At 64.1% G+C, this 24,315-nt stretch carries 22 protein-coding genes; 4 read left to right on the forward strand and 18 right to left on the reverse strand.

All coding sequences use genetic code 11. From position 1 onward, the window contains the following. The first annotated feature begins 4 nt into the window (after positions 1–4). Positions 5–832: a formate dehydrogenase accessory sulfurtransferase FdhD gene (fdhD, locus tag P6U31_RS23915; protein WP_407184228.1), complete on the forward strand. Its 828-nt coding sequence runs from the start codon at positions 5–7 to the stop codon at positions 830–832. Then, entirely contained in the window at positions 822–1,055 is a 234-nt protein-coding gene (locus P6U31_RS23920; protein ID WP_407184229.1) for a formate dehydrogenase subunit delta, read from the forward strand. Before fdhD ends, P6U31_RS23920 begins: the two co-directional genes overlap by 11 nt. On the opposite strand, the gene P6U31_RS23925 is transcribed toward P6U31_RS23920, so the two are convergent. The 8 genes from P6U31_RS23925 to P6U31_RS23960 all read right to left on the reverse strand — a co-directional run bounded on the left by P6U31_RS23925 (position 1,030) and on the right by P6U31_RS23960 (position 12,443). Further along, complete coding sequence (locus P6U31_RS23925) at positions 1,030–3,999, reverse strand: bifunctional [glutamine synthetase] adenylyltransferase/[glutamine synthetase]-adenylyl-L-tyrosine phosphorylase (protein ID WP_407184230.1); 2,970 nt, start codon at positions 3,997–3,999, stop codon at positions 1,030–1,032. The two genes, P6U31_RS23920 and P6U31_RS23925, sit on opposite strands and share 26 nt — an antisense overlap. Then, complete coding sequence (locus P6U31_RS23930; RefSeq protein ID WP_407184231.1) at positions 3,996–5,450, reverse strand: ATP-binding protein; 1,455 nt, start codon at positions 5,448–5,450, stop codon at positions 3,996–3,998. Before P6U31_RS23930 ends, P6U31_RS23925 begins: the two co-directional genes overlap by 4 nt. A gap of 492 nt (positions 5,451–5,942) precedes the next feature. Continuing rightward, positions 5,943–6,638 carry an ABC transporter ATP-binding protein gene (locus P6U31_RS23935; protein WP_407184232.1) on the reverse strand — a complete coding sequence of 232 codons (696 nt, stop codon included), beginning with the start codon at positions 6,636–6,638 and terminating at the stop codon, positions 5,943–5,945. Next, complete coding sequence (locus tag P6U31_RS23940) at positions 6,638–7,387, reverse strand: ABC transporter ATP-binding protein (RefSeq protein WP_128924745.1); 750 nt, start codon at positions 7,385–7,387, stop codon at positions 6,638–6,640. Before P6U31_RS23940 ends, P6U31_RS23935 begins: the two co-directional genes overlap by 1 nt. Then, the gene (locus tag P6U31_RS23945; RefSeq protein ID WP_407184233.1) at positions 7,384–8,682 is read right to left on the reverse strand and encodes a branched-chain amino acid ABC transporter permease; all 1,299 of its coding nucleotides are present in this window, start codon (positions 8,680–8,682) and stop codon (positions 7,384–7,386) included. The genes P6U31_RS23940 and P6U31_RS23945 overlap by 4 nt, the downstream gene beginning before the upstream one ends. Beyond that, positions 8,679–9,626 carry a branched-chain amino acid ABC transporter permease gene (locus P6U31_RS23950; RefSeq protein WP_128924743.1) on the reverse strand — a complete coding sequence of 316 codons (948 nt, stop codon included), beginning with the start codon at positions 9,624–9,626 and terminating at the stop codon, positions 8,679–8,681. Before P6U31_RS23950 ends, P6U31_RS23945 begins: the two co-directional genes overlap by 4 nt. Positions 9,627–9,738: 112 nt before the next feature. After that, a complete protein-coding gene (locus tag P6U31_RS23955; RefSeq protein ID WP_407184234.1) occupies positions 9,739–10,971 on the reverse strand; it encodes a branched-chain amino acid ABC transporter substrate-binding protein in 1,233 nt (410 codons plus the stop codon). Positions 10,972–11,261: 290 nt separating this feature from the next. Further along, positions 11,262–12,443 carry a TetR family transcriptional regulator gene (locus P6U31_RS23960; RefSeq protein ID WP_407184235.1) on the reverse strand — a complete coding sequence of 394 codons (1,182 nt, stop codon included), beginning with the start codon at positions 12,441–12,443 and terminating at the stop codon, positions 11,262–11,264. A 322-nt stretch (positions 12,444–12,765) separates the two neighbouring features. On the opposite strand from P6U31_RS23960, the gene P6U31_RS23965 reads away from it, so the two are divergent. Next, the gene (locus P6U31_RS23965) at positions 12,766–12,969 is read left to right on the forward strand and encodes a hypothetical protein (RefSeq protein ID WP_407184236.1); all 204 of its coding nucleotides are present in this window, start codon (positions 12,766–12,768) and stop codon (positions 12,967–12,969) included. A gap of 30 nt (positions 12,970–12,999) precedes the next feature. Here P6U31_RS23965 and P6U31_RS23970 read toward each other — a convergent pair whose 3' ends face one another. From P6U31_RS23970 to P6U31_RS24015, 10 genes are all read right to left on the reverse strand, one after another. After that, on the reverse strand, positions 13,000–14,001 hold the full coding sequence (locus tag P6U31_RS23970) for a formate dehydrogenase subunit gamma (protein ID WP_407184237.1): 1,002 nt from the start codon (positions 13,999–14,001) through the stop codon (positions 13,000–13,002). A 40-nt stretch (positions 14,002–14,041) separates the two neighbouring features. Beyond that, positions 14,042–14,638: a formate dehydrogenase FDH3 subunit beta gene (gene fdh3B / locus P6U31_RS23975; RefSeq protein WP_027571966.1), complete on the reverse strand. Its 597-nt coding sequence runs from the start codon at positions 14,636–14,638 to the stop codon at positions 14,042–14,044. Between the two features lie 13 nt (positions 14,639–14,651). After that, positions 14,652–17,594, reverse strand: a complete 2,943-nt coding sequence (locus tag P6U31_RS23980) for a formate dehydrogenase subunit alpha (protein WP_407184238.1) — start codon at positions 17,592–17,594, stop codon at positions 14,652–14,654. Positions 17,595–17,608: 14 nt separating this feature from the next. After that, positions 17,609–17,818 (reverse strand): twin-arginine translocation signal domain-containing protein, encoded by a 210-nt coding sequence (locus P6U31_RS23985; protein WP_407184239.1) that lies wholly within the window; start codon positions 17,816–17,818, stop codon positions 17,609–17,611. A gap of 29 nt (positions 17,819–17,847) precedes the next feature. Further along, complete coding sequence (locus P6U31_RS23990; RefSeq protein WP_407184240.1) at positions 17,848–18,624, reverse strand: molecular chaperone TorD family protein; 777 nt, start codon at positions 18,622–18,624, stop codon at positions 17,848–17,850. Between the two features lie 133 nt (positions 18,625–18,757). Next, positions 18,758–19,369 (reverse strand): DUF3306 domain-containing protein, encoded by a 612-nt coding sequence (locus tag P6U31_RS23995; protein ID WP_407184241.1) that lies wholly within the window; start codon positions 19,367–19,369, stop codon positions 18,758–18,760. Then, positions 19,366–19,881 (reverse strand): DUF3305 domain-containing protein, encoded by a 516-nt coding sequence (locus P6U31_RS24000; protein ID WP_407184242.1) that lies wholly within the window; start codon positions 19,879–19,881, stop codon positions 19,366–19,368. Before P6U31_RS24000 ends, P6U31_RS23995 begins: the two co-directional genes overlap by 4 nt. Further along, positions 19,878–20,885 carry a DUF6352 family protein gene (locus P6U31_RS24005; protein WP_407184243.1) on the reverse strand — a complete coding sequence of 336 codons (1,008 nt, stop codon included), beginning with the start codon at positions 20,883–20,885 and terminating at the stop codon, positions 19,878–19,880. Before P6U31_RS24005 ends, P6U31_RS24000 begins: the two co-directional genes overlap by 4 nt. Continuing rightward, positions 20,882–21,421: a DUF6505 family protein gene (locus tag P6U31_RS24010; protein ID WP_407184244.1), complete on the reverse strand. Its 540-nt coding sequence runs from the start codon at positions 21,419–21,421 to the stop codon at positions 20,882–20,884. Before P6U31_RS24010 ends, P6U31_RS24005 begins: the two co-directional genes overlap by 4 nt. Further along, complete coding sequence (locus P6U31_RS24015; RefSeq protein WP_407184245.1) at positions 21,418–22,140, reverse strand: biotin/lipoate--protein ligase family protein; 723 nt, start codon at positions 22,138–22,140, stop codon at positions 21,418–21,420. Before P6U31_RS24015 ends, P6U31_RS24010 begins: the two co-directional genes overlap by 4 nt. Before the next feature lie 176 nt (positions 22,141–22,316). Between P6U31_RS24015 and P6U31_RS24020 the strand changes: the two genes are divergently transcribed. Further along, on the forward strand, positions 22,317–24,296 hold the full coding sequence (locus P6U31_RS24020; protein ID WP_407184246.1) for a 4Fe-4S binding protein: 1,980 nt from the start codon (positions 22,317–22,319) through the stop codon (positions 24,294–24,296). The last annotated feature ends 19 nt before the right edge of the window (positions 24,297–24,315 follow it).

Below are 24,315 nucleotides of genomic sequence, written 5' to 3' on the forward strand. Positions count from 1 at the left end.
CGGCATGCACGTGCCGGTCCAGGCCATCGACCGACAAATCTGGCGCGACGGCGTCGCGTCCGAAGGCACGCGGCTGATCCCGGAGGAGACGCCGCTGGCGCTGACCTATAATGGCGGCACCTATGCCGTCATGATGGGAACGCCGCAGAACCTGGAGGATTTTGCCGTCGGCTTCAGCCTGGACGAAGGCATCATCAGGTCGGTCGACGACATCAAGTCGCTCGACGTGGTTCGCCTCGACGACGGCATCGAGCTCAGGATGTGGCTGGCGGCGGAAGATGCAGCGCTCATCAGCGAGCGTCGCCGCCACGTCGCAGGGCCGACCGGCTGCGGCATCTGCGGCATTGAGTCCATTGCCGAAGCCGTGCGCCCCGCCGCGGTGGTGCCGCGCGGTCAGACCTTCACGCCGGAAGAAATCATGGCGGCGATGCAGGCCATCGCGCCGCTGCAATCGATCAACCTGCAAACCCGCGCCGTTCATGCCGCCGCGTTCTGGTCCCCTGCCGGCCACGTCGCCGCGCTGCGCGAGGACGTCGGCCGCCACAATGCGCTCGACAAGCTCGCAGGAGCCCTCGCGCGCAGCCGCACCGAGCCGCGCGGCGGCATGGTGCTGCTGACAAGCCGCGTTTCGGTCGAAATGGTGCAGAAGACCGCCGCGATCGGTGCGCCGGTGATGATCGCGGTGTCCGCGCCCACCGCGCTCGCGGTGCGTACGGCGGAAGCCGCCGGCATCACGCTGATCGCCATTGCCCGCCAGGATGGATTCGAAGTGTTTTCGCATGGTGACCGGGTTGTCGCCCGCCATGCCACGGAGGTTGCCGATGTCGCCTGACCGCCTGATCTACATGGCCAACCAGATCGGCAGGTTCTTCCGGAGCCAGGGCCACGACAAGGCCGTGCCGGGGATCGCCGAGCACATCAAGAAATTCTGGGATCCCAGGATGAAACGCGCGATCTTCGCCCATCTCGATGCCGGCGGCTCGGGCCTCGAGCCCGACGTGCGCGAGGCCCTCACCTCGCTGAAGCAGGCTATGAGCCTTCCAGCAGCGCCCTGAACACGCGCCGCACCTCGCTCTGCGTCTCCTTCACGCGCGCCTCGAGCGAGGAGAAATCCGGCGCATCGCCGGCGCGCGCCATCACGCGCTGCAGATCGTTGCCGGCCGTTTCGGGCTTGAAGCGGTCGCTGACGCAGAGCCGCAGGATCTGAGTCAGGTCGTGATAAAGCCGCGCAGCGGCGCGCAAGATCTCGGTCTCGGATTGCGGGAGCACGCCGAGCCTGCATGCGTTTTCCAGCACCTGCATCGTACTGACATCGAGGATGTCGGGCTTGTCGTGAGCATGCACGAGCTGGAGATATTGCGCGATGAAGTCGATGTCGACCATGCCGCCGGCGGCATGCTTGAGATCCCAGCAATCGGCCTCGCCCTTCTCCTGCGCGATCGCACGCCGCATGTCGGCGACGTCGTTGGCCGTGATGGCGGGATCGCGGCGGCGGGTCAGGACGTCGCGGATGACGCGTTCGATCCGCATCCGGAATTCCGGCGAAGCCGACACCACGCGCGCACGCGTCAGCGCCATGTGTTCCCAGGTCCAGGCCTCATTGGCCTGGTAATCCGCGAACGAGACCAGGCTCGAGGCCACGGGACCGGCGCGCCCCGAAGGCCGCAGCCGCATGTCGATTTCGTAGAGCACGCCGTAATTGGTGCGCGTCGTGAACGCGCTGATCAGGCGCTGGGTCAGGCGGGCGAAATAATGCGCGCCTTGCAGCGATTTCGGCCCGTCGGAGTCCGGATTGTCGCTGTCGAAATCGTAGAGCAGGATCAGGTCCAGATCGGACGAGGCCGTCATCTCGCGGCTGCCGAGCCGACCCATCGCGATGATCGCGGTCTCCTGGCCCTTGATCCGGCCGTGCTGGGCGGCAAAGCGGTCGGCGACGAGGCCATGCACGGTATAGACGATGCCTTCGGCAACATCGGCAAAGGCCGTGCTCGCCTGCTGTGCCGAGACGGTGCCGGACAGGATGCGCGTGCCGATCAGGAACAGGCTCTCCTGCCCGAACAGGCGCAGGCGATCAAGGAACTCCTCGTAGGAGCCGGCGTCCTGGACCGTCGCAGCCAGCCGCCCCGACAATTCCTGCCTGTCCGGCATGGCGCCGAAGAAGCGCGGGTCGATCAGGCCATCCATGAGCTGCGGCTGGCGCGCCAGCATCTCGCCGAGCCGCGGCGCGGCGCCCAACACCAGGGCCACCAGCGCGACCAGCTCGCGATTCTGGCCGAGCAGCGTGATCAGCCGGCCGCCGCGCTGCAGCGCGCCCAGAAAATGATCGAACGAAACGACCGCGCGATCCGGCTCTTCGGCATGGGCAAGGCCATCGATCAGGGCCGGCACGAATTCGACGAAGGCGTTCCGCGTCGCCTCGTTGCGGAACACGCGATAGTCGCCGGTGACCCAGTCACGCACGGTCTGCGCGACGGCGGCAGGCTTCTTGAAGCCGAGGCTCACCAGATGCTGCAGCAGGCGCGGATCGTCGGGACCGGCGCTGTAATCGAGCGCCGGCAGCTTTGCCGTGCCGGTCGGATCGTCGCCCTCGAACAGTTTCTCGTAGTGCCCCTGCACGATCTCGAGCTGCCGCAGCAGGTCGCTGGCAAAGGCTTCGCGATCGGGATAGCCGAAGAAGCGGGCAAAACGCTCGACCGCGTCCTTGTCCTCAGGTAGCGCGTGGGTCTGCTCGTCGGCGATCATCTGGAGGCGATGCTCGACCCGGCGCAGGAATTCGTACGCCGTGGTCAGCTCGTCGCGCGCAGCTGGGGTGATCCAGTTGCTGGATGCGAGAATGTCGAGCGCCCTCAGCGTCGGCCGCACCCGCAACTCCGGATGACGGCCGCCGGCGATCAATTGCTGGGTCTGGGCAAAGAACTCGATCTCGCGGATGCCGCCGCGACCGACCTTGACGTTGTGCCCCTCCACGGCGACCTCGCTCTGGCCGCGATAGGTCTGCATCTGCCGCTTCATGTCGTGGACATCGGCGAGCGCGGCGAAGTCGAGATGCTTGCGCCAGACGAAGGGCGCGATCTCGGCGAGCAATGCCTCGCCGGCCCTGAAGTCGCCAGCACAGGCCCGTGCCTTGATCATCGCGGCGCGCTCCCAGGTGCGCCCTTCCCGCTCATAATAGTTCAGCGCGGCATCGCGCGAGATCGCCACTTGCGTCGAGGACGGATCGGGTCGCAGGCGCAGATCGACCCGGAAGACGTAACCGTCATAGGTGCGCTGCTGGAGGATGCGCGCCATTCCCTGCGTGAGCCGGACGAAGAACGGCTGCGGCTCGATGTCCGCCGCCAGCGTCGTCGCGTCGGGATCGAAGAACACGATGAGATCGATGTCGCTGGAATAGTTCAGTTCGCCCGCCCCCATCTTGCCCATGGCGAGCACGATCAGCCCGCAGCCCTCTTCGGGCGCCTCGGGGTTGGGCGGCGAGAGCTTGCCGCGTGCGGCTTCCTGTCGCAGCAGGTATTGCAGCGCCGCCTGCACCGAGGACACCGCAACATCGGTCAGCGCCGCCGTCACTCGCATCACCGGCCAGACCCCGCCGATGTCACACAGCGCGATCAGGAGCGCAGCCTCGGCCTTCATGCGTCGGAGCAGCCGCATCACCTCGGCCTCATCCGAGGCCGCGAGCACCGCCCCCCTCGCCTCCGCGATCAGCGCCGCCAGATGCTCATCCGGATCGCATTCGAGCAGCCGGATCAGGCGTGGGGCATCGGCGCGCACCAGATCGAACAGATAGGGCGAATATTCCGCGATGCCGGCCAGGATGTCGCGCGCGAAGGGACGGCCGAGGTGCGGTTCGAGACGGGCCGATTGGGCCGGCTCGAGCTCGGTCAGCCAGCTCTCGAAACGTCGTTCGTCGGTTGTGGAAGCGGCAATATGGGGAGCTGCCGCAAAGCGCGCGGCGAGTCTCTCACCATGCTTGTCCGCGTTTCCCGGCGCGGGATGGTTCATGCCACCTTCTGTGGCACATCCGGTATTGGCGGAGCAACCCTGTCGCCGGCGCGCGCGGGGAGCACAAGCGTCGCGACAAGACCGGGCTGGGCGTCGGCCAGCCTCAATTCACCGCCATGCAATGTCGCAACTGCCGAGGCGAGGCTGAGACCGAGGCCGGAGCCCGGCAGCGTGCGGCTCGCTTCCAGCCGCACGAATCGTTCGACGGCATGCGCGCGATCGGCCTCGGGGATGCCGGGACCGCGATCCGTGACGCTGAGCAGCACATGCTCGCCCTCGCGCCTGGCCTCGATCGTGATCTGCCGGGAATCCATGCTGACCACGGTTCCGCCGGTCTGCGCGACCGGCTTGCCATATTTGATCGCATTCTCGACCAGATTGGCGAGCGCCTGGCTGATCAATTCGCGGTTGGCGTGAATCGGCGTCGGGTCGGCCTTCACCTTCAAGGTCATGCCGTCGTCTTCGGCGAGCGGCTCATAGAGCTCGTGGATGCCGCCCGCGACCTCGGCCGCGTCGAAATCATCCATGTTGCCGCGCGCCTGTCCGGATTCGGCGCGCGCGATCATCAGCAGTGCGTTGAAGGTGCGGATGAGACCGTCGGATTCCTCGATGGTGCGCTCCAGCGCCGCCCGGTAATCGGCCTCGCAGCCCGATTTCGCCAACGCCTCCTCGGCGCGGTTGCGCAGGCGCGTCAGCGGCGTCTTGAGATCATGGGCGATGTTGTCGGAGACCTCCTTCAGCCCCGCCATCAGCGCCTCGATCCGCTCCAGCATGGCATTGAGATTCTCGGCGAGGCGATCGAGCTCGTCGCCGCTGCGCCCCACCGGCAGGCGCTCGCTGAGATCGCCGGTCATGATGCGCTGTGCGGTGCCCGTCATCGCGTCGATGCGCCGGAGCACACGGCGCGCGACGAAGACGCCGCCACCGAGGCCGAGCACGACGACGATCAGGACCGACCATTGCGCCGCCTTGGCGACGATACCGAACAGCCGCCGTCGCTCGGCAAGGTCGCGGCCGATCAGCAGGCGGAAGCCATTCTCGAGTTCGGTGACGCGCACCAGAGCACGGTGATCGCGGTCGTCGGCGTCCTCGATCCGCCGGTAGGCGGTCTCCGACCAGCCGCGCGTCGCCATCACGCCGGGCGCCAGCGAGCCGACATTGCCGGCGATCGCCTGCCCGGTCGGCGTGGTCACGAGATAGAGATTGGCACCCGGTCGCAGCGCCCGATACTCGATTGCAAGCACGAGGCCGCGCAGACCGCGACGGCCGTAGATCTCGTTGATCTCCGAGGTCTCGGCATTCACCGTCTGCGTGATTTCCTCGGTGATCAGCCGCCGCGTATTCCAGGCGAAATAGGCCAGCAGCGAGGCCGCGAACATCGCGAACAGCAGCAGATAGACCAGCGTCAGCCGGAACGCCGTGGTGCGGACGAGTTTACCGAATGCCGTCACGGATCACGTATCCAATTTCAGTGCCGCGCCTGCTATCTCGTGCATTGTAACTCCACGTATTTCGCTTTGTTTACAATAACATAGCTTCGTAGATTGTCCCACCTGCCCGCAGGTCGCTTGTCGAACGAGTAACGTGCGAGGATCCGTGACGACGGGTGATAAGCGGACGAGGAACGTTAAAGGGGCACCCGATCGGAACCAAGTTAATTCCCCGCAAGCTCGGTCCATGGAGCTGGGGAAGCCTGCGGAAGCCGTGATCGGCTCTGGGCCTTCCCTCCCGACCACGCCGAGGAACATCAGCCGTTCCGTCGGCCGCATCGAGCGCAATGCCGTCAAATCCGCCGGCTTAAGACACCTCGGCAGGCCACCGATGAGATTTCGTCCGGCCGGAAGCTACCCGACTCCACCGTCGGCCTTCACCCGGACGTTGGTCCCCGTCCCGGATACCTGGATCTGGGTCCTACATGGCATGCGCGATACCGGGGCGCGCCCTCACACTTCGAGCCATTGCGCGCGAACGCTGCTGTTTGACCTCAATTGCTCGGGCGTACCTTCGAAGACTACACGACCGTGCCCCATGACGTAGACGCGGTTGGAGATCTTCATCGCAATCGACAGCTTCTGCTCGACGAGCAGAATCGCGACGCCGGCCTGCGCAATGCGGGCGATGAGATCGCCGACCTGCTGTACGATCAACGGGGCAAGACCTTCGGTGGGCTCGTCGATCATGATGAGATCGGGATCCCCCATCAGGGTCCGGCAAGTCGTGAGCATTTGCTTCTCGCCGCCCGACAGCACCCCTGCAGGCGTATCGGCCCGCGCGGCCAGATTGGGAAACATGTCGAGCATGTCCTGAAGCTGCCATTTGCCGGGGCGTCGCGTATCCTTGATGCCGAGGAGCAGATTCTGGCGGACCGTCAGACTCGGAAAGATGTCCCGATGCTCCGGCACATAGCCGAGACCGAGACGCGCGATCCTGTAGCTCGGCAGCCCGGCAATGCCCTTGCCTTTGAAGCGGATCGTGCCTTGCGGAGCAACCTCGCCCATGATCGCCTTGACCGTGGTCGAACGTCCGACGCCGTTGCGGCCGAGTAGGCTGACGACCTCGCCCGCGGCAACGTCGAGATCGACACCTTGGAGAATGTGGCTCTTGCCGTAATAGGCGTGCAGGTCCCTGACCTCGAGCATCAGTGCGCCTCCTCGCCGAGATAGGCTTCCTTGACCTTCGGGTCGCGCCTGATCTCCTCCGGCGTGCCGGAAGCGATGATGTGGCCGTAGACCAGCACCGAAATGCGGTCGGCCAGGCCGAACACGACACTCATGTCGTGCTCGACGATGACCAGGGTCTTGCCCTCGGTCAGGCGCCGGATCAGCGACACCGCGCGGTCGGTCTCGGCGTGACTCATGCCCGCCGTCGGTTCGTCCAGCATCACGACGGTCGCACCGCTGGCGATGGTGATGCCGATCTCGAGCTCACGCTGCTCGGCGTAGGTCAACAAGCCGGCCGGAACATCGCGCCGATGGGTCAGATGGATGTCATCGAGGATTTGGGCGGTCCGCTCGCGCACTTCCGGCAGGCTATCGACGTTCTTCCAGAAGGCGTAACGGTGACCGGTCGCCCACAGCACGGCACAACGGACGTTTTCCCACACCGACATTCGCGCGAACACGTTGGTGACCTGGAACGACCGCGACAGGCCACGCCGGTTGATCTCGAACGGCCTCATCCCGGAGATCACATCGCCGTTCAGCCTCACCTCGCCCGAGGTGGGCTTGATATGACCGCTGATGAGATTGAACGTCGTCGACTTGCCGGCACCGTTCGGACCGATGATGGCGTGACGCTCACCTTGCGCGACGCTGAGATTGAGATCGCGGATGATGCCGACATTGCCAAAGCGCTTTTCGACAGCGCGGACTTCGATCGCTGCCGTCATGCCAAATACCCCCGGTCGCGTGCGACCGTCGCCGCGCGGTCCCAGGCATCGCCGACCCGCCGCCAGCTCAGGCGCGCGACGAAGAAGCCGCCGGCGACGAGGACCGCCGCACTCGCCCACGTCATCGGCGACGCCGGATCGAACGCAATGCCGAACAGGTTGATCGGGTTGCCCTGGCCGCTATGCGTGCGCGCGATCGATTCGATCGTCAGGATCACGCCGCAAGCCAGTGCCATGGTTGGCACCGCCGCGAGCAGATAGGAAGGGACCACTGTCGGCAGAGTTCCAGCGCGAACCAGCGGCCGGTGCATCATGACCAGCCCTGCGATGCCGCCGGGGGACAGCATCACGATGCCGATGAAGATGATGCCGAAATAGAGTTGCCACACGCCAGTGACGCTGGTCAGCCCGAGCTGAAGATAGGTCACGAGGATTGCACCCAGGATGGGTCCGAAGAAAAAGGCGACGCCACCAATGAAGGTCGAGAACAGCACGAGGCCGGATTGGATCGCGCCGAGATAGGCGGCGTTGGCGATCTCGAAGTTGATCGCAGCCAATCCCCCTGCCACACCGGCGAAGAACCCTGCAAAACAGAAGGCGATATAGCGGACCACGTGCGGGTCATAGCCGATGAACTGGACGCGCTCGGGGTTGTCCCGCACCGCATTGCTGATCCGCCCCAGCGGGGTCCTCGTCAGCGCATACATCGCGATGGCCGAGATCACCAGCCAGAACGCGATGAGATAATAGACCTGAAGCTGCGGGCCGAAACTCAAGCCGAGAAGCTTCGGCAAAGCGGTGCGGTCGGTCGAAATCCCGGATTCGCCGCCAAACACCGATCGCAGGATGAGCGAGGAGGACGCCACCAGCTCGGCAATGCCGAGCGAGATCATCGAGAACACTGTGCCGGCCCGCTTGGTCATCAGCCAGCCGATGATGATCGCGAAAACCAGGCCGCCGAGCCCACCGAACAGTGGGATGAACGGCAACGGGATCGGCCAGCCGTGCGAGACCACCGCATTCATCATGTGGCACGCGGCGAAGCCGCCGAGGCCGTAATGGACCGCATGGCCGAACGACAAGAGGCCGGTCTGGCCGAGCAGGATGTTGTAGGACAGCGCGAACACGATTGCGATGCCGATCAGGCTGAAGGACGTCAGCGAGCCGCCGGAGGAGAAAATCAGCGGCAGCACGATCAGCACGGCGATCCCGGCAAGCCATATGCCGTAGAAACGCAGGCCGTCGGCCGCCGGCTTCTCTGCGATCGTCGATGTCGATGTCGTTTTGGCGTTCATGTTTCGCGCGTCCCCATCAGGCCCATGGGGCGTACGATCAGGATGATCACCAGCAGCAGGTAGGGCACGATCGGCGCCACCTGGGCGATGGTGACGTTCCAGATGTCGGTGAGCACAGACGGCCCTGCCGACGGATCGAGCGGACCGAAGGCGCTCGCCAGCGAACCGTTCAGCGCCACCGCAAAGGTCTGTATCAGGCCGATGACCAGCGAGGCGATGAAGGCGCCGGGCAAGGAGCCGAGGCCGCCGAACACGATGACCACGAACAGGATCGGTCCCAGCGCCGCGGCCATATCGGACTGCGTCACCAGCGCCGGACCGGCGATCACCCCGGCGATTCCCGCCAGCGCGCTGCCGACGCCGAACACCAGCATGAATATGCGTCCGACGTTGTGACCGAGATGCCCCACCATGTGGGGATGCGTCAGCGCGGCTTGAACGATCAGGCCGACCCGCGTGCGCTTGAGCACCATCAGCAGCACGACGAAGATCAGGATCGACACGGCCAGCATGAAGATCTTGTAGGCGGGATAATTCGTCGAAAAGATCGTGAAGGCCGGAAAGTCGAGCAGCGCCGGCACGCGATAGTCGACGGGACTCCTGCCCCACATCATCGCCACGATTTCTTCGATCGCGAATGCAAGACCGAATGTCAGGAGCAGCTCCGCCACATGGCCGTGCTTGTGGGTATTGCGCAGGCCGTAGCGCTCGACCGCCATGCCGATCGCGCCGACCAGCAGCGGTGCCAGCAGCAGCGCCGGCCAGAAGCCAATCCATTTCGTGAGCTGATAGCCGAAGAACGCGCCGAGCATGTAGAAGCTGGCATGGGCGAAGTTGAGCACGCCCATCATGCTGAAGATGACGGTCAGGCCGCTCGACAGCAGGAACAGCAGCATGCCGAACAGCAGACCGTTCAGTGTCGATATGACGATCAGTTCAAGCACGATATTCACACCTATGGCCGGCACAGAAAAGCCGGCAAGCTCGTCGGTCCACCCCCACCAGCGACCTTCCCGCGAACCGCTGCCGGCCGCGGGAAGGCAAAGCTGGTCCAGCTTACGGCCGGGTCATCTTGCAGGTTGTGGGAACCATCGTCTTGGAGGTGTCGACCTTGGAAACCAGGTGCCATCCCCAGCCGGTGCCTTCCTCGTCGAACGGCTCGTTTGCAGCGAGCTTGCCGAAGGAGGAGATGTAGATCGGCTGGAAGAACTGATGATCGTCCTTGCGCATGACGCCCTCTCCACCATCCAGCACCTCGAACTTGAGGTCCTCGAGGGCCGCTGCGACCTTCACGGGGTCGAGCGAGTTGGCCTTCTCGGCCGCGGCCTTGAACATGCGCATCTCGTTGACCGCACGCGGATACCACAGCGACATGTTGACCTTGGCGCGGAAAGCCTTTTCGAAGTCCATCGCCGGCTGATGGCCAGAATTGGCGAAGCCTTCGGTGATCTGGAACACCTGATGATCGAGACCGGTCTGCTTGATCGCGGTCGGACCGCCAGCGCCGCCGGCATAGTAGGTGTACCAATTGACCTTCAGGCCGGCATCCGCAGCAGCTTTGAGCAGCAGTGCGATGTCCTGACCCCAGTTGCCGGTCACGACGCTGTCGGCGCCCGAAGCCTTGATCTTGGCGACGTATGGCGAGAAGTCGGTGATCTTCAGCAGCGGATGCAATTCGTCACCGACGATTTGGATGTCGGGACGCTTGGCGCCTAGCATCTTGCGCGCGTCGGCGCGCACCGACTGGCCGAAGGAGTAGTCCTGGTTGATCAGATACACCTTCTTGATCGCGGCGATATCCTTCATATAGCTGGTGAGCGCCTCCATCTTGATGTCGGAGCTGGCGTCCCAGCGGAAATGCCAGTAGCTGCACTTTTCGTTGGTCAGGCTCGGATCGACGGCGGCGTAGTTGAAGTAGAGCACTTCCTTGCCGGGATTGCGCGTGTTGTTCTTGGTCACGAAGTCGGACAGCGCTGCGGCGACCGACGAGCCGTTGCCCTGCGTGATGAAGCGGGCGCCGGCGTCGATCGCCTTCTGCGCCTGAACCAGGCTTTCCTGCGGGTTGGTTTTGTTGTCGAGCGGCAGGATCTCGATCTTGCGGCCCAGGATGCCACCCTTGGCGTTGATCTCGTCGGCGAGATACTGGAACGTCTTCAGACCGCCTTCACCGACACTGGCGCCACCGCCGGACAGCGGATCGATGTAACCGAACTTGATGGTTTCCTGCGCGAATGCTGCTCCGCCGACCATCGTCAGCGCTGCCGCCGCAGCAATTACGAGCCTATGCATCCCTGGCTTCTCCCGTTTGCATGTTCTTGTTCCTTGGCGATCGAAGCGGACTCACAACGTCGGTCGCGCCACCTTTCGCTACTCCAACATTGAATACTGTGTAAAGTTTTGGTGCAAGAAATAATTGTGGCGTAAGCGTGCAGATTGCCGCGCCCGTCCGCCATATTGAATTCACAGGCAACTTTTTGAGACGAAAAGCCGCGCTCGATCTGCGGCAGACATCTCGATCTGCGGCAGACATGAAGTCCGGAAAGATGAAGAGCGCGACCAGGGTCCTCTGATTGGTTGCTTTATACCACCCAGCGACGGGGCTTGAGCCCCGCGAGGAATAGCCGCGAAAAATGATCGGCAATCTGCATCGGAGACCAGCTCCGCTCGCCCCTGAACCAGATCGGGTACCAGTGTCCCATTCCAGTCAGAACGCGTTCGGCGAAGTAAGTGTCGACGCTGCGGAAGTATCCCGCGTCGATCCAGCGCTGATGATTTCTCTGGTCCTGCCGGATCGTCGCAAGCACCTGTCCGACATAGTGCTTGCGGTCGACGTCGTTGAGATAATTGATGTTGTGGTAAGTCGCCTTGGGGCCGCAAGGAGTGTCGTGCAGCATCAATAGCAGGCGCACTCTCTGAACGACGTAGTCGAATGCCCCGAGGCCGAGGTCCTGCAAATACTCTCGAATGCCGATCTCACCGGCCAGGCCTCTTCGCAAGCAAGCCAGCAAGAGGCCTTCCTTCTCGCGGAAATGATAGTAGATGCCGGCCCGCGTCATGCCCGCCTCCCCCGCGATGCTCTCGAGCGACGTGCCGGACGCGCCCCTTCGATTGAAACTGTCGGAGGCGATCGAGAGCATCCTGTCCAGCTTCGCCGCGCGCTTGTTCAATTTCGAGCGGGACTGGAGAAACGGCGCCAGGCTCGGCGCTTCGGGCATGTCCGGCAAGGCGATTTCACGCCGATAGACTCCATGCGTGATGATGTCGTCGATGGCATCAATCGCCTGCTGGCGCGAATAATAGTCGCGGTCGGAGAACCAGAACGGAACCCAATCCAGAATGGAAATGAGGGCGACGGCCGTAAGCAGCGGCTCCTCGCAGGCTATCGAGCCGTCGGCAACGCCGCGCTTCAGAATGTCGGCGAGCAGCGCGGCATTCTGCCAGCGCCTGGCGTGCACGTCGTTGCTGTAGGAGGCAGCCAGTGCATCGATGTCGGAGAACAGGATCATGCGCTGGCCTTCAGGCCGCAGCCGGGCTCGTATGAAGCGCCTGACGATTTCGAGCCCGTCGATCCCGGGCTCGGCCGCGGTCTCGATTTCATGCCTGTAGATGGCAAGGCCGCGCAGGTAGCAGTGAAAGATCAGGTCTTCCTTGTCGCGGAAGTAGTGGTACAGCGCTCCCGGCACCGATCGAACCGATGCTGCGACCTGCTCCATCGTCACATTCGCATAGCTATGGCGGGCAAAGAGCCTGGAAGCCGACACGAGGATCTCTTCAGCTCGGTCGGACGGGAAGGCGGCGACTTGCAAGCTTGAACACCCTTCCTCATCGGGGATGGATTCATCCAGGTGAGATTCCCCCTACCACACATCAGATAGTCTTGCCATCGGATGAGGCGGGCTCCGCGCCAAGACTGTCAGCGAGTTTCCTAATACCCCTCGATATTCTCAGTTCATCCCGCTTCTTCGCTCATACCCTGACGTCGCTGGACGACCTCGGAACTGTCGACTGTGAGGTGGCACACATCTCGTGAGGCAATCTGCGTGTATCCATGGTGTCGGATGGGCATGGCAGACGGAGATGCGCATGAAACGCCTCATGCTTTTGCTCATTGTAACCTTGCTTCTCGCTGGTGCAGCCACCAGCGTGCTCAGATCACATGCGCTGTTCCATGACGATCGGACTGCCATGCCGTCCATCCAGGAGCTGCAGACAGGTCAGGCCAACAAGCTTCCCGAACAACAGATGCAGGATCGCTCGGTCTTGTTTGCGAAAGAAGCGGCCCAATAGAGCGGACCGTCCTCTTTCGGGCTCTTCGCGTTACTCGGCCGCCGCGGTCGCAGGTTGAGGCTGTCCATCGTTTGGACCGGTTCGTGCCTTTTGCTTGTCGAGCCAGAGGCTATGGTGCTCGCGGGCCCAGTTGACGTCGACTTCGCCCGAGCCCATGGCCTCGAATGCACCTTCCATTCCGATGGTGCCGATATAGATGTGCGCGATCATCGCCGCGATGAACAGGACCGCGACGGTGGAGTGGACGATCTGGGCCATTTGCATGCCCTCGATTCCCGTGCCGTAGAATGGGAACATCAGCGCATAGCCGCTCGTCGCGACGAGCCCGCCGCCGATCACGACGATCCAATAGATCATTTTCTGGCCGCCATTGAAGCGGTAGGCCGGCGGATGGTCATGCCCGATCAGGCCGCCGCCGCGCTTCGCCCATTCGATATCCACCTTGCTGGGAATGTTACCGCCGATCCACATCAGGAAGATCAGGACGACCCCAAGCGTGAACGGGAAGCTCAGATAATTATGGGCGTATTTCGCCCATTGCGACCATTCGGAGAAGGCCTCGAAACCGATCAGCGGCAAAAGCAGCGGCCGGCCGAAGGTGATGTTGAGGCCGGAGACCGCCAGGATGATGAAGCAGCTTGCCGTCATCCAGTGCACAAAGCGCTCGAAACCGTTGAAGCGAACGATGGTGCGGCCCGATCGGCCGCTTTCCAGTCGAACCATGCCGCGGGTCAGGTAGAAGATCATGATCAGGGCGATCATGCCGAGGATGGCAATGCCGCCGATCCAACGCAGCGTCACATTGCGGAATTCCCGCCATTCCCGCCCCTGTGGCTGTTCGAGAACGCCGGACCGCTGATCCGGGATGCTGACGCGCCCTTGGATCCGGTTCAGCTCCTGCAGAAGCTGCTGCTCCTTGACCGAGCTAGCCGTCGGATTGACCTGCTGGGCCGTCGCGGGCGCCGCCATCACCACGAGAAGCAGCGTGCAAATGCCGACAGCCAGGCGAATGAACCTTCCTAATGACGCCATCACGTCCTCCCCGGTAATTGCGCGCCCTTCTGTTGCCGCGTCAGGATTCGATCGTCTCGCGATAGGCGGTCTTCCAGCCCCATGCGCCCGAGCCGTAGCCGCGCTTCATGACACGCTCCTTGTAGATCTGAGCGATGATCTCGCCGTCGCCGGCTAGCAACGACTTGGTCGAGCACATTTCCGCGCAGAGCGGCAGCTTGCCTTCGGCCAGCCGGTTCGCGCCGTATTTCTCGTACTCCTCCTTGCTGCCGTCAGCTTCGGGGCCGCCGGCGCAATAGGTGCATTTGTCCATCTTGCCGCGCGAGCCGAAATTGCCGACCTTCGGGTATTGCGGCGCGCCGAACGGACAGGCGTAGAAGCAATAGCCGCAACCGATGCAGAGGTCCTTGGAGTGCAGCACCACGGCATCCGCCGTGGTGTAGAAGCAGTTCACCGGGCACACCGCCGCGCAAGGCGCGTCGGTGCAATGCATGCAGGCCATCGAGATCGAGCGCTCGCCGGGCTTGCCGTCATTGATGGTGACGACGCGGCGGCGGTTGATGCCCCAGGGCACCTCGTGCTCGTTCTTGCAGGCGGTGACGCAAGCGTTGCATTCGATGCAGCGGTCAGCGTCGCAGAGAAATTTCATCCGAGCCATGTTCGTTGCTCCCTCAAGCCGCGACGATCTGACAAAGCGTGACCTTCGGCTCCTGCATGCCCGTTGCGGGATCGTAGCCGTAGCTCGTGATCGTGTTGGCGCTCTCGCCCAGCACGATCGGATCGGTGCCGGCCGGATAGTTCTTGCGCAGATCGGCGCCGCCGAGCCAGCCGCCGAAATGGAACGGCATCCAGGCAACGCCCTTGCCGACCCGTTCGGTCACGAGCGCCTTCATCCTGGCCCGCGAGTTATTCTCGGCGCCGCTCACCCAGACCCAGCTGCCGTCCTTGATGCCGCGATCGGCGGCGTCGGCCGGACTGATCTCGATGAACATGTCCTGCTGCAATTCGGCAAGCCACGGGTTGGTGCGCGTCTCCTCGCCTCCGCCCTCATACTCCACCAGCCGGCCCGAGGAGAGGATGAGCGGAAACTGCTTCGCGATCCCCTTCTCGACCGCCGCCTTCTGGACCGAGAAGCCGATATTGGGCAGACGGAACTGCCTCGCGTCCGGCAGGGTCGGATATTTTTCGACGAGGTCGACGCGCGGCGTATAGATCGGTTCGCGGTGCACCGGGATCGGGTCCGGCAGACCGAACGCATTCATGCGCGCCTTGCCGTTGCCGAAGGGCACGCAGCCGTGCTTCAGCGCGACGCGCTGGATGCCGCCCGAGAGGTCCGTCGCCCAGGAGACCACATCCGGGTTGGCCGGATTGACCCTCTGGATGGTTGCCATTTCAGCGTCGGTGAGATCCTTGGCCCAACCGAGCTTCTTCAGGCTCGCCAGCGTGAATTCGGGGTAGCCGTCCTCGATCTCCGAGCCCTTGGAAAAGGACTTGTCGGCAAGCAGGCTGACTTTCCGGGTCGTGCCGTCCGGCAGCTTTTCCTCGCGTTCGATGCCGAACCGGGGCCGGAACGCGCCGCCGCCGTCCATCACATGCAGATTGTTGTTGTAGAGCAACGGGGATCCCGGATGCTTCACCTCCGGCGAGCCCCAGCACGGCCACGGCAGACCGTAATAGTCGCCGCCGACTTCCGGATCGTCCTTGGGCGCGCGCATCGTCACCAGATCGAACTTGTTCTGGTTCTTCATGTGCGCCTTGATCCGCTCGGGCGACTGCCCGCAATAGCCGGTCGACCAGCTTCCACGGTTGATCTCGCGCAGCACGTCCTCGGCGACCGGAAGATTGTTCTCGACCTTGATGTTCTTGAACATCTTGTCGGCGAAGCCGAACTTCTTCGCCATCAGATAGATGATCTCGAGATCGTCCTTGGACTCGAAGATCGGCTTGACGATCTGCTCGCCCCACTGCATCGAGCGATTGGAAGCGACGCGCGATCCCGCGCATTCGAACTGCGTCGCCACCGGCAGGATGTAAACGCCGTCCTTTCGTCCCGCCTCCACAGCCAGAGCCGCCCAGGTCGTCGGGTGCGGATCCGCGATCACCAGCAAGTCCAGCGCCTTCAGACCCTTCATCGATTCCGGAATGCGGGTGATGCTGTTGCTGGCGTGGCCTTGAACGAAGACGGCCTTGACGTTGTCCTTCTGGGCGACATCCGCCTTCGGCAACAGCGCGGCATCGAACCAGCGCGTCAGCGGGATGCCTGGCGTCTCCATCTGTTTCTTCTCGTCGAAGCGGGAGACCAGATAGTCGTAATCCACCTCCCAAACCCGCGACCAGTGCTTCCAGGCGCCCTCCGCGAGGCCGTAGTAGAATGGCAGAGTCACGATATCGAGACCGACATCGGTCGCGCCCTGCACGTTGTCATGGCCGCGCAAGATGTTGGCGCCAGCGCCGGACTTTCCGATGTTGCCGGTCATCAGCAGGGCGATACAGCTCGCCCGCACATTGGCGGTCCCGACTGTGTGCTGGGTCTGGCCCATGCACCAGATGATGGTCGCCGGCTTTTGCGTGGCAAACATCTTGGCAACGCGTTCGAGCTGAGCCGCGGGCACGCCGGTTACGCGTTCGACCTCCTGCGGATTCCATTTCTCGACTTCCTTGCGCAAATCGTCGAAGCCATAGACGCGTTGCGCGATGAACTCCTTGTCTTCCCAGCCATTCTTCAGGATGTGCCACATCATGCCATAGAGCACGGGAATGTCCGTGCCCGGGCGGATGCGGACATATTCGGTGGCATGGGCCGCGGTGCGGGTCAGGCGCGGATCGAAGACGATGAAGTTCGCCTTGTTGAGCTCCTTGGATTCGAGCAGGTGCTGCATGCTGACGGGATGCGCTTCCGCTGCGTTGCTGCCGATGAACAGCATCGTCTTGGAGTTGCGCATATCGTTGATGCTGTTCGTCATCGCCCCATAGCCCCAGGTGTTGGCGACGCCGGTGACGGTGGTGGAGTGGCAGATGCGAGCCTGATGGTCGGTGTTGTTGGTCCCCCAGAAGGCCCCGAGCTTGCGGAAAAGGTAGGAGCCCTCGTTGGTCATCTTGGCCGAGCCGAGCCAATAGACGGAATCGCTGCCCGACTGCTCGCGAACCTGGAGCAGCTTGTCGCCGATCTCGTTCACCGCCGTGTCCCACGACACGCGCGTCCATTGCCCGTTCACGAGCTTCATCGGATAGCGCAGACGGCGATCGCTGTGCACGAGCTCGCGGACCGAAGCGCCCTTGGCGCAATGCGAGCCGCGGTTGATCGGGGAATCCCAGCTCGGCTCCTGCCCGATCCAGACTCCGTTGAGAACTTCCGCGGTGACCGTGCAGCCCACCGCACAATGCGTGCAGATGCTCTTCTTGACGACGGCACCGGCGGCAAGCGGGCCGGCAACGGCCGCTTCACCCTTGCGGACGCTGCCGACCGGCATGGTCCCCAGCGCGGCGAGAGCGCCGCCGGCGAGGCCCGACCTGCGCAGGAAGGTGCGACGATCAAGTCCCCCGCCCTGCCCCGCAAGGGCTTCGGCGACGGAACCGCGGCGATCGGAACGCTGGTGTGTTCGCTTGATAAGCACGGGCAGCCTCCCTCTCAGGCCGGGTAACGGTTGACGCGGTAGTACGCCTTCACGTGATCGGATTCCTTGTAGCGCGCCTTGCGCTTCTCATCGTTGTTCTCGCTGTCCGCCTGCGCGGAGCCGACCAACGGCGTCGCAAGCGTCGCGCCGGCGCCGACCGTGCCGATACCGACCTGGCGAAGGAAGTCGCGGCGCCCGACCTTGGCTTTCGTCTCCTCATTCATCGCATCTCTCCCGGACCGACGCGCGTCGATCAATTGGCGAATGTGAATGCTTCCGTCTCGATCTCGATGAAGGTGCGGCCGAGCGCACCAACCGCCCGATAAAAACGCGCATGATCTGCGCTCTCCATGTCGGCGAAGAGCCGCCCCATCCAGGGCGACACGTGCTTGTCGAAGAAGGCGCGCTGAGCCTCGGGCGAGGCATCCAGGCAACCGTCGGCGAGGCCAGACATGATCTCGCACAGGATCGCGGCGTGATCCTCGGGCTCGGAATTGTTGGCAATCCGCTCGATGCCGAGCGCAGCCATGTCTGCGCGCAGGCGCGACAGCGGCCGTTCGTTGAGAAACCCGGTGAGATAGTAGGACGCGTAGGGAAGCAATTCGCCGCGGCCGAGCCCGACAAACAGATCGAAATATTCCCGCTCGACCTGACTTGGAACCGCACTCGCGGCAGCGTCGGCCAGCGCCGCATGCGCGTGTCCGAGCGGCGTTGCGTCGCCAGTCAATGCCGCAAGCTGCTCGAGCAATCGTTTCGACGGCGGCGCGCACAGCAACGTCGCCAGCAACGCATATTCCTGCCCGCGCGCTGCATCGACGGGGTCGATGGGCTCTGCGGGCACGGCCTGTGCATAGAGATCGGGCCGCAGGTCGTTGCGAGGAACGCCGGTGGCGCTTTCGACTGCAATCACCCGTTGTGCAGGCACGCGGGTCCAGGTCGAGACGGAGGGCTGACTGATGCCTATTTTGCGCGCAAGCTGGGCGATGCCGCCTGCGGCATCGATCGCGCGCTCAAGCCCATCATCACGCACGTGGACCTCCCATCCAAGAGTCCCGTCTGCTGATTATTGTCAGTGCTTACAAAGCACTAGAGCAAGGGTAGTCTTGGTTCCACGGACCGTCAATCGCGCCCATAGCCGGAGCCTATAGCCTTTGGTATATTGTTCAGCGCGGCAGTGCACCACCATGCGTGCGCGGCCTGACAGGCTCGACAAGATCCACAAACTCCTCCGCCACCGCCGGTTGCACTGCAACAGGGATTTTTGGGCATTCCGTCTCAGGCGGCGGCTCCGTAACATCGGACGGCTCGCAGGCCTCGGCTTGATGAAATTCCGCGGAAGAATCCGCTGTTTCGAGCGACGTTTCGGGGGAAGACTGCACTGCCTCGCGCACGCCGCCGACGATGCGGTCGACCAGTGCGGCCAGTTCCTCCGAGGAGCAATCCAATGGCCCAAACCCCGGCATCGCGGTCGGATCGTTGAAGTCCCAGGCATTCTCCGCAAGACCGACGAAGTCGCGGATGGCCGGATCAGCCGCCCAAGCGCGGCGAAGAGCCGCACGGCTCAAGTCCTGTGGAATACCCTTGCGCAGGAACGTGGTGATGTCGGTCGCGGCATCGATTTCGTCGATCGACGGCAGGCTCGACAGATCGAGCTCGTTTGCGTCGTCCTTGACCTCGGGCGGCGGCGCGGATTGCGCGGCAGCAGGGTTCGCCGGCTCCGCTCGCGACTCGCGCTTGCGGCGGGACCAACGGGCAAGGAAATCCTCCTCACTCATTCCTGTCCGCCCTCGTGTTCGCGGCGCGCCAGCGCCTCCGGGTCGGCACGGCGCCGCTTGCGCTTGACGAATTCCCGCTCGACATGGTGCTCGGCCACGAAGCTTTCAATTGCCGCGCGCAGCACCTCCGGCATCGGCACGGCCTCGACAAGATTGTCGGCAGCTTCGGTAAAGCCCTCGCCCTCCGCGGGATCAGCGGTCACCGCGGCGACGGTATAGGGCCAGGCGCCTTCCGACGGCGACAGCACGGTCCATATGCTCGGATTGCCAGAGGCGAGATTCTCCCGATAGCGCGCCGTCTCGGAGGGATAGAGATCCACGGTCGCACGTCCGGCGTAGAACAGGGTTGAGCCGTCCTGCTCGCGAAGCACGGTCCAAGGGTGTGTGGCCGGCTCGTCCGGCAGGACGGCGATTCCACGCCAGACGAAATCCACCCAGGGCGAATCCGCTTTCCGCCGCTCGACCACGACACCGACCGCAATGGACAACAAGGGGCGCGCCGCAGGGCTCATGTCGCCATCTCCAGCCCCTTCACCGGCAGCCCCGTCAGCAAATTCTGCGGCTTCAACCGGAGCTTCTGGTCCGCCGTCATAGACAAGATCAGGTAGACGGGCTCATCCCTGACATCGTCAAGCGCGCGGCTTGAATCCGTAAAGGTCAGCCGGAACAGGGCGAGCACCCGGTCGGCGCTGCGCTGGTCGAGCTCCTCGCCGTGCCAGAGGCAGTCGCCGAGCCGCGTGGAGTCGGCATCGAGCCCGACGTACCAAGTGAGCCTTTCGCCCTGCAGGGCGCGCATCGGCTCGATCATGACGTCGATGCCGAGCAGGTGGGCGATCCAGCGCGTCATCGCCTGCGCCAGCGCGGCCGGTCCGCGGCCGCCGGCCGAGAGGTCGAGGGCCATATCGAACTGGTCGCTGCGCTGCCAATATGCCCCGGCATTCTCTTCACTCAACACGTCGACCACCGCGTCCGTGGTGGCCCCCAGCATCGACATCAGGGAGAGAACCGGGGTCGGATTGCGGCCGCCGACGATTTCCTCGTCGCCGAGCAGCACGGCTTGTTCATGCGGCAGGACCCGCTGGATCCGGAAGAACAGCTCGGCCGCGCGCAGCACGAACGGATCGTCACAGCCGTCGAGCGCATTGCGCAGGATGACGTGCACGAGCTGGTTGACGAACAACGGCGGCAGGTCACTCGCCCCGGATCGCACGGACGCAAGATAAGCGGCTTCGAGCGTCGGATGCCGCAACAGCAGGTCGCGAAACGCCAGCATGAACTGCCAGTTCTCCCGCGCGTCGGGATCAACAATCCCTGCAATTTCGTCCGCACCGACCGCCTGACGCGGATTGGCGAGCAGTTCGCGGTGCAGGCGGCGTTCGATCGGGCACGCATCCTCCGGCGGCATCAGCTCGGGACGGGCGAAATAGGCCTTGAGGAACTCGTCGGTGACGCGCAGCCCGCCGCTCTCGTCGAGATCGAGCAGATGATGGCCGCAGGCGAACCAGAAATCGTTCATCTGACGGCTGGTCCCCGGCCGAGATCCGCAAGCCTGAGACTGTCGTCAGGCTCCAGCTCATCCTCCATTTCCATGAACGAGAACGCCTTGCCGTGCCGCTGCCCCTCGCGAAGCTGCAGCCGGCGGAAAGACTCCCGGACCTCGCCCTCGTTCACGACCCGGTGCACAGCAACAAGCGAACCGATCGGATGGCTGCAAAGCGATTGCGCGAACGCCACCTCGTCTTCGGCCGCCGCCCTCGCGGTCGTCACGTCCGGCGCACCGAAGCAATCGACGAGTTGCCTGGCGAGGAGATCGACCAGGCCGTGGTAATCAGTCTCGGTCGCTGGAACGATCTGCGCCAGCGTCGACCAGCCCCAGGATTGCACCCCGAGAAAACCGCCGCGAAACGCCGCACGGGCCTTGCCCTCGAGCGACGCAACGTCGCAATCCCAGAAGCGGAAAGCTCCGGAAACGGCCCATTCGCCTGGTTCTGCCGCCACGTCAAACACGAACGTGTCGGAGGGATCGAGCGCGATGGTACGCAGGAGCTTCACAGCCGCGGCCCTCCAAGTGCCGGATCGAGCCAGGATGGGGTCGCGAGCGCCCGCACGAGGTCGCGACGTTCGATTGCGTCCGCCCCAATCCGGCGCGCGAGGAGATCGCCGCGATCGTCGATGCGCTGGACGGTCTGCCGTTCGCGCGGCATCCGGGAGAGATATTCGCGCGCAACGCCGTCAAAGCCGTCCGCGCGCCAGCCGTCGAATGCCAGCATCAGGTGCCGGGCAAAACTCTCCGTGATCTGCGCCGCGCCGGCCTCGCCAAAGCCCTCCTGGTCGAGCGCAGAGGCAAGCGGGTGGACACCCGGCTCGTCGTTCATCGTCACCGTCCGGATCATCGCGCCGAACACCAGCCATGGCGGCGCCTCCTCCTCAGGGGCCGCGACAGGCCATCCCAAGCGACCGCCGCCAATCAGGCCTCCGTCGATCCTGACGGCATCCGGCCAGCCGATCGTGATGGGCTTGCTGGGCGGCGCGTAGGCGCGCAGAGCATCGGTGAGGGCGACCATGCCGGCGTAGAACGCGCGCCGTGCGCTGCGTAACGGCTCGGCCGGCTCGAGCACCACCGCGAACTCAGCGAGGTCAAAGCGGCCGACATAGACGAGCGTCCCGGCGCCGCTCTCCTGTGCAATGCGGCATGCATGGGCAAAAGCGTCGCCACTCTCGCGTAGCCGCACCAAGGTGAACGGCGGCGGCAGGTGGATCGGTTCCGCCACGGACAGTTCGCTGATGGGGGTCGACGGCAGGTCGTCCTCCGCTTTCCTTTTCTTCCCGATCGATAATGTCTATACGAGGCGAAGGGCCGGCGCGAGTCCGCCGTCGCCCGAATGGCGGAGGGATCAACCTGGAGCAGCCATCGAAGACCGTCCTGATCTGCTCGTGCGAAGACACGATGCAGCTCGACATGGCCGCGATCAAGCGCGGATGTTCCAACAGCGACATCAGGAGCTTCCGCCATCTCTGCGGTGCCGAGCTCGATCACTTCCGCAAGATCGCCGCGACCGAACGCGCGCTGACGGTCGCTTGCACGCAACAGGCAACGCAGTTCGCGGAGGAGGCCGGCGAACGGCCTGATCCGATCAGCTTCGTCAACATCCGCGAAACGGCGGGATGGTCCCGGGACGGCGTCCACGCCGGAGCAAAGATGGCTGCCCTGCTCGCATCGGCGGCAATCCCGGTGCCGGACTATCCACTCGTCACCTTGTCGAGCAAAGGCGTGGTCCTGATCTACGGGCGCGACGAGGCCGCGATCGAGGCCGGCCGCCTGCTTGCCGACCACCTCGACGTCACGGTGATGCTGAAGCAGATCGGCGAGATGATGCCGCCCGCTGCGACGGTCTTCCCGATCGTGACGGGCACGATCCGCTCCGCGAAGGGGCATTTCGGCGCCTTCGAGCTTGCAATCGACGACTATGCGCGTCCTCGCCCCTCCTCGCGCGATCGCTTCATGCTGGACGCGCCGCGGAGTGGGGTAACCTCGCGCTGCGACATCGTGCTCGATCTTTCCGCCGGCACGCCGCTCTTTCCTGCCCACGAGCTGCGCGACGGCTACCTTCGCGCCGATCCGGATGATCCCGCGGCGATGCTGCGCGCCGTGCTGAGCGCGCGCGACCTCGTCGGCAGCTTCGACAGACCAAAATATATCGATGTCACGCCCAGTCTTTGCGCGCATTCGCGCTCGAAGCGCACGGGGTGCCATCGGTGCCTCGACCTCTGCCCCACCGGGGCGATCACGCCCGCCGGCAATCATGTCGCAATCGATCCCAACATTTGCGCCGGTTGCGGCCAATGCGCCGCCGCCTGCCCGACCGGCGCGGCGTCCTACACGCTGCCGCCCGCCGACACGCAGCTCCATCAAATTCGAGCCATGCTGCTCGCCTACCATGCGGCCGGTGGCACGGATGCCGTGCTGCTCTTTCATGACAGCCCGCATGGCACTCCCCTGATCGAGGCGCTCGCCCGACATGGCGACGGCCTGCCGGCGAACGTGCTTCCCTTCGCCGTCAACGAGCTCACGCAACTCGGACTGGAGGCTATCATCGGCGCGTTTGCCTATGGCGCATCGGCGGTGAGGTTCCTGCTGCGGGCAAAGCCGCGCCACGACGTGACGGGATTGTTGCAGACGATCGGCATGGCCGAGGCGATCCTCGGCGGCCTCGGATTTGCAGGCCGCCGCCTCGCCACCATCGAAACGGACGATCCGGATGCGCTCAGCGCGCATCTGACGGAGATCGGCCGGCTCGCCTCCGTCGCAACGCCCGCGACCTTCAAGACAGTCGGCAAGCGGCGCGACCTCTTGCGATTTGGACTGAGCGAGCTGCACCGCCTGGCGCCAACTCCTGTCGCCGTGATTGCGTTGCCGCCGGGAGCACCGATCGGAGCGATCACGGTCGATACGGACGGCTGCACGCTGTGCCTCTCCTGCGTCTCGGCCTGCCCGACCGGCGCGCTTCGCGACGATCCCGACCGCCCGGTGCTGAAATTCATCGAGGACGCCTGCGTGCAATGTGGCCTGTGCCAGAGCACCTGTCCGGAGAAAGTCATCAGCCTCAAGCCGCAGATCGATTTCCGCGCGACCCGCGCGTCCGCCGTCACCCTCAAGGAAGAGGAGCCCGCACTCTGCGTCCGGTGCGGCACGGCTTTCGGCGTGAAGAGCACGATCGATCGCATCGCAGCCAAGCTCGAAGGCCGCCACTGGATGTATCCCGCGGGCGACAAGCGAATCGAGACGCTCAGGATGTGCGCCGACTGCCGCGTCATCGTCACGAGCGAACAGCAATTCGATCCGTTCAAGGGAGTTCCCGAACGAACGCCGCCGCGCACCACGGACGACTATCTGCGCCAGCGCGAGGCCAAGAACAACGACGGATAATTTCGCGGGGTCGAAAACC

Origin of the sequence: Bradyrhizobium centrosematis (assembly GCF_045571495.1) — a bacterium.
Lineage (GTDB): Bacteria > Pseudomonadota > Alphaproteobacteria > Rhizobiales > Xanthobacteraceae > Bradyrhizobium > Bradyrhizobium centrosematis.

Excerpts from the sequence above, each read along its gene's own strand:
- P6U31_RS23935 (WP_407184232.1), bottom strand. The coding sequence starts at position 6,638 with ATGCTCGAGGTCAGGGACCTGCACGCCTATTACGGCAAGAGCCACATT.
- P6U31_RS24005 (WP_407184243.1), bottom strand. The coding sequence starts at position 20,885 with ATGAACGATTTCTGGTTCGCCTGCGGCCATCATCTGCTCGATCTCGAC.
- P6U31_RS23970 (WP_407184237.1), bottom strand. The coding sequence starts at position 14,001 with ATGGCGTCATTAGGAAGGTTCATTCGCCTGGCTGTCGGCATTTGCACG.
- P6U31_RS23965 (WP_407184236.1), top strand. The coding sequence starts at position 12,766 with ATGAAACGCCTCATGCTTTTGCTCATTGTAACCTTGCTTCTCGCTGGT.
- fdhD (WP_407184228.1), top strand. The coding sequence starts at position 5 with ATGCACGTGCCGGTCCAGGCCATCGACCGACAAATCTGGCGCGACGGC.
- P6U31_RS23995 (WP_407184241.1), bottom strand. The coding sequence starts at position 19,369 with ATGAGTGAGGAGGATTTCCTTGCCCGTTGGTCCCGCCGCAAGCGCGAG.
- P6U31_RS23940 (WP_128924745.1), bottom strand. The coding sequence starts at position 7,387 with ATGACGGCAGCGATCGAAGTCCGCGCTGTCGAAAAGCGCTTTGGCAAT.
- P6U31_RS23985 (WP_407184239.1), bottom strand. The coding sequence starts at position 17,818 with ATGAATGAGGAGACGAAAGCCAAGGTCGGGCGCCGCGACTTCCTTCGC.
- P6U31_RS23955 (WP_407184234.1), bottom strand. The coding sequence starts at position 10,971 with ATGCATAGGCTCGTAATTGCTGCGGCGGCAGCGCTGACGATGGTCGGC.
- P6U31_RS24000 (WP_407184242.1), bottom strand. The coding sequence starts at position 19,881 with ATGAGCCCTGCGGCGCGCCCCTTGTTGTCCATTGCGGTCGGTGTCGTG.
- P6U31_RS23945 (WP_407184233.1), bottom strand. The coding sequence starts at position 8,682 with ATGAACGCCAAAACGACATCGACATCGACGATCGCAGAGAAGCCGGCG.
- fdh3B (WP_027571966.1), bottom strand. The coding sequence starts at position 14,638 with ATGGCTCGGATGAAATTTCTCTGCGACGCTGACCGCTGCATCGAATGC.
- P6U31_RS23925 (WP_407184230.1), bottom strand. The coding sequence starts at position 3,999 with ATGAACCATCCCGCGCCGGGAAACGCGGACAAGCATGGTGAGAGACTC.
- P6U31_RS24020 (WP_407184246.1), top strand. The coding sequence starts at position 22,317 with ATGCAGCTCGACATGGCCGCGATCAAGCGCGGATGTTCCAACAGCGAC.
- P6U31_RS23920 (WP_407184229.1), top strand. The coding sequence starts at position 822 with ATGTCGCCTGACCGCCTGATCTACATGGCCAACCAGATCGGCAGGTTC.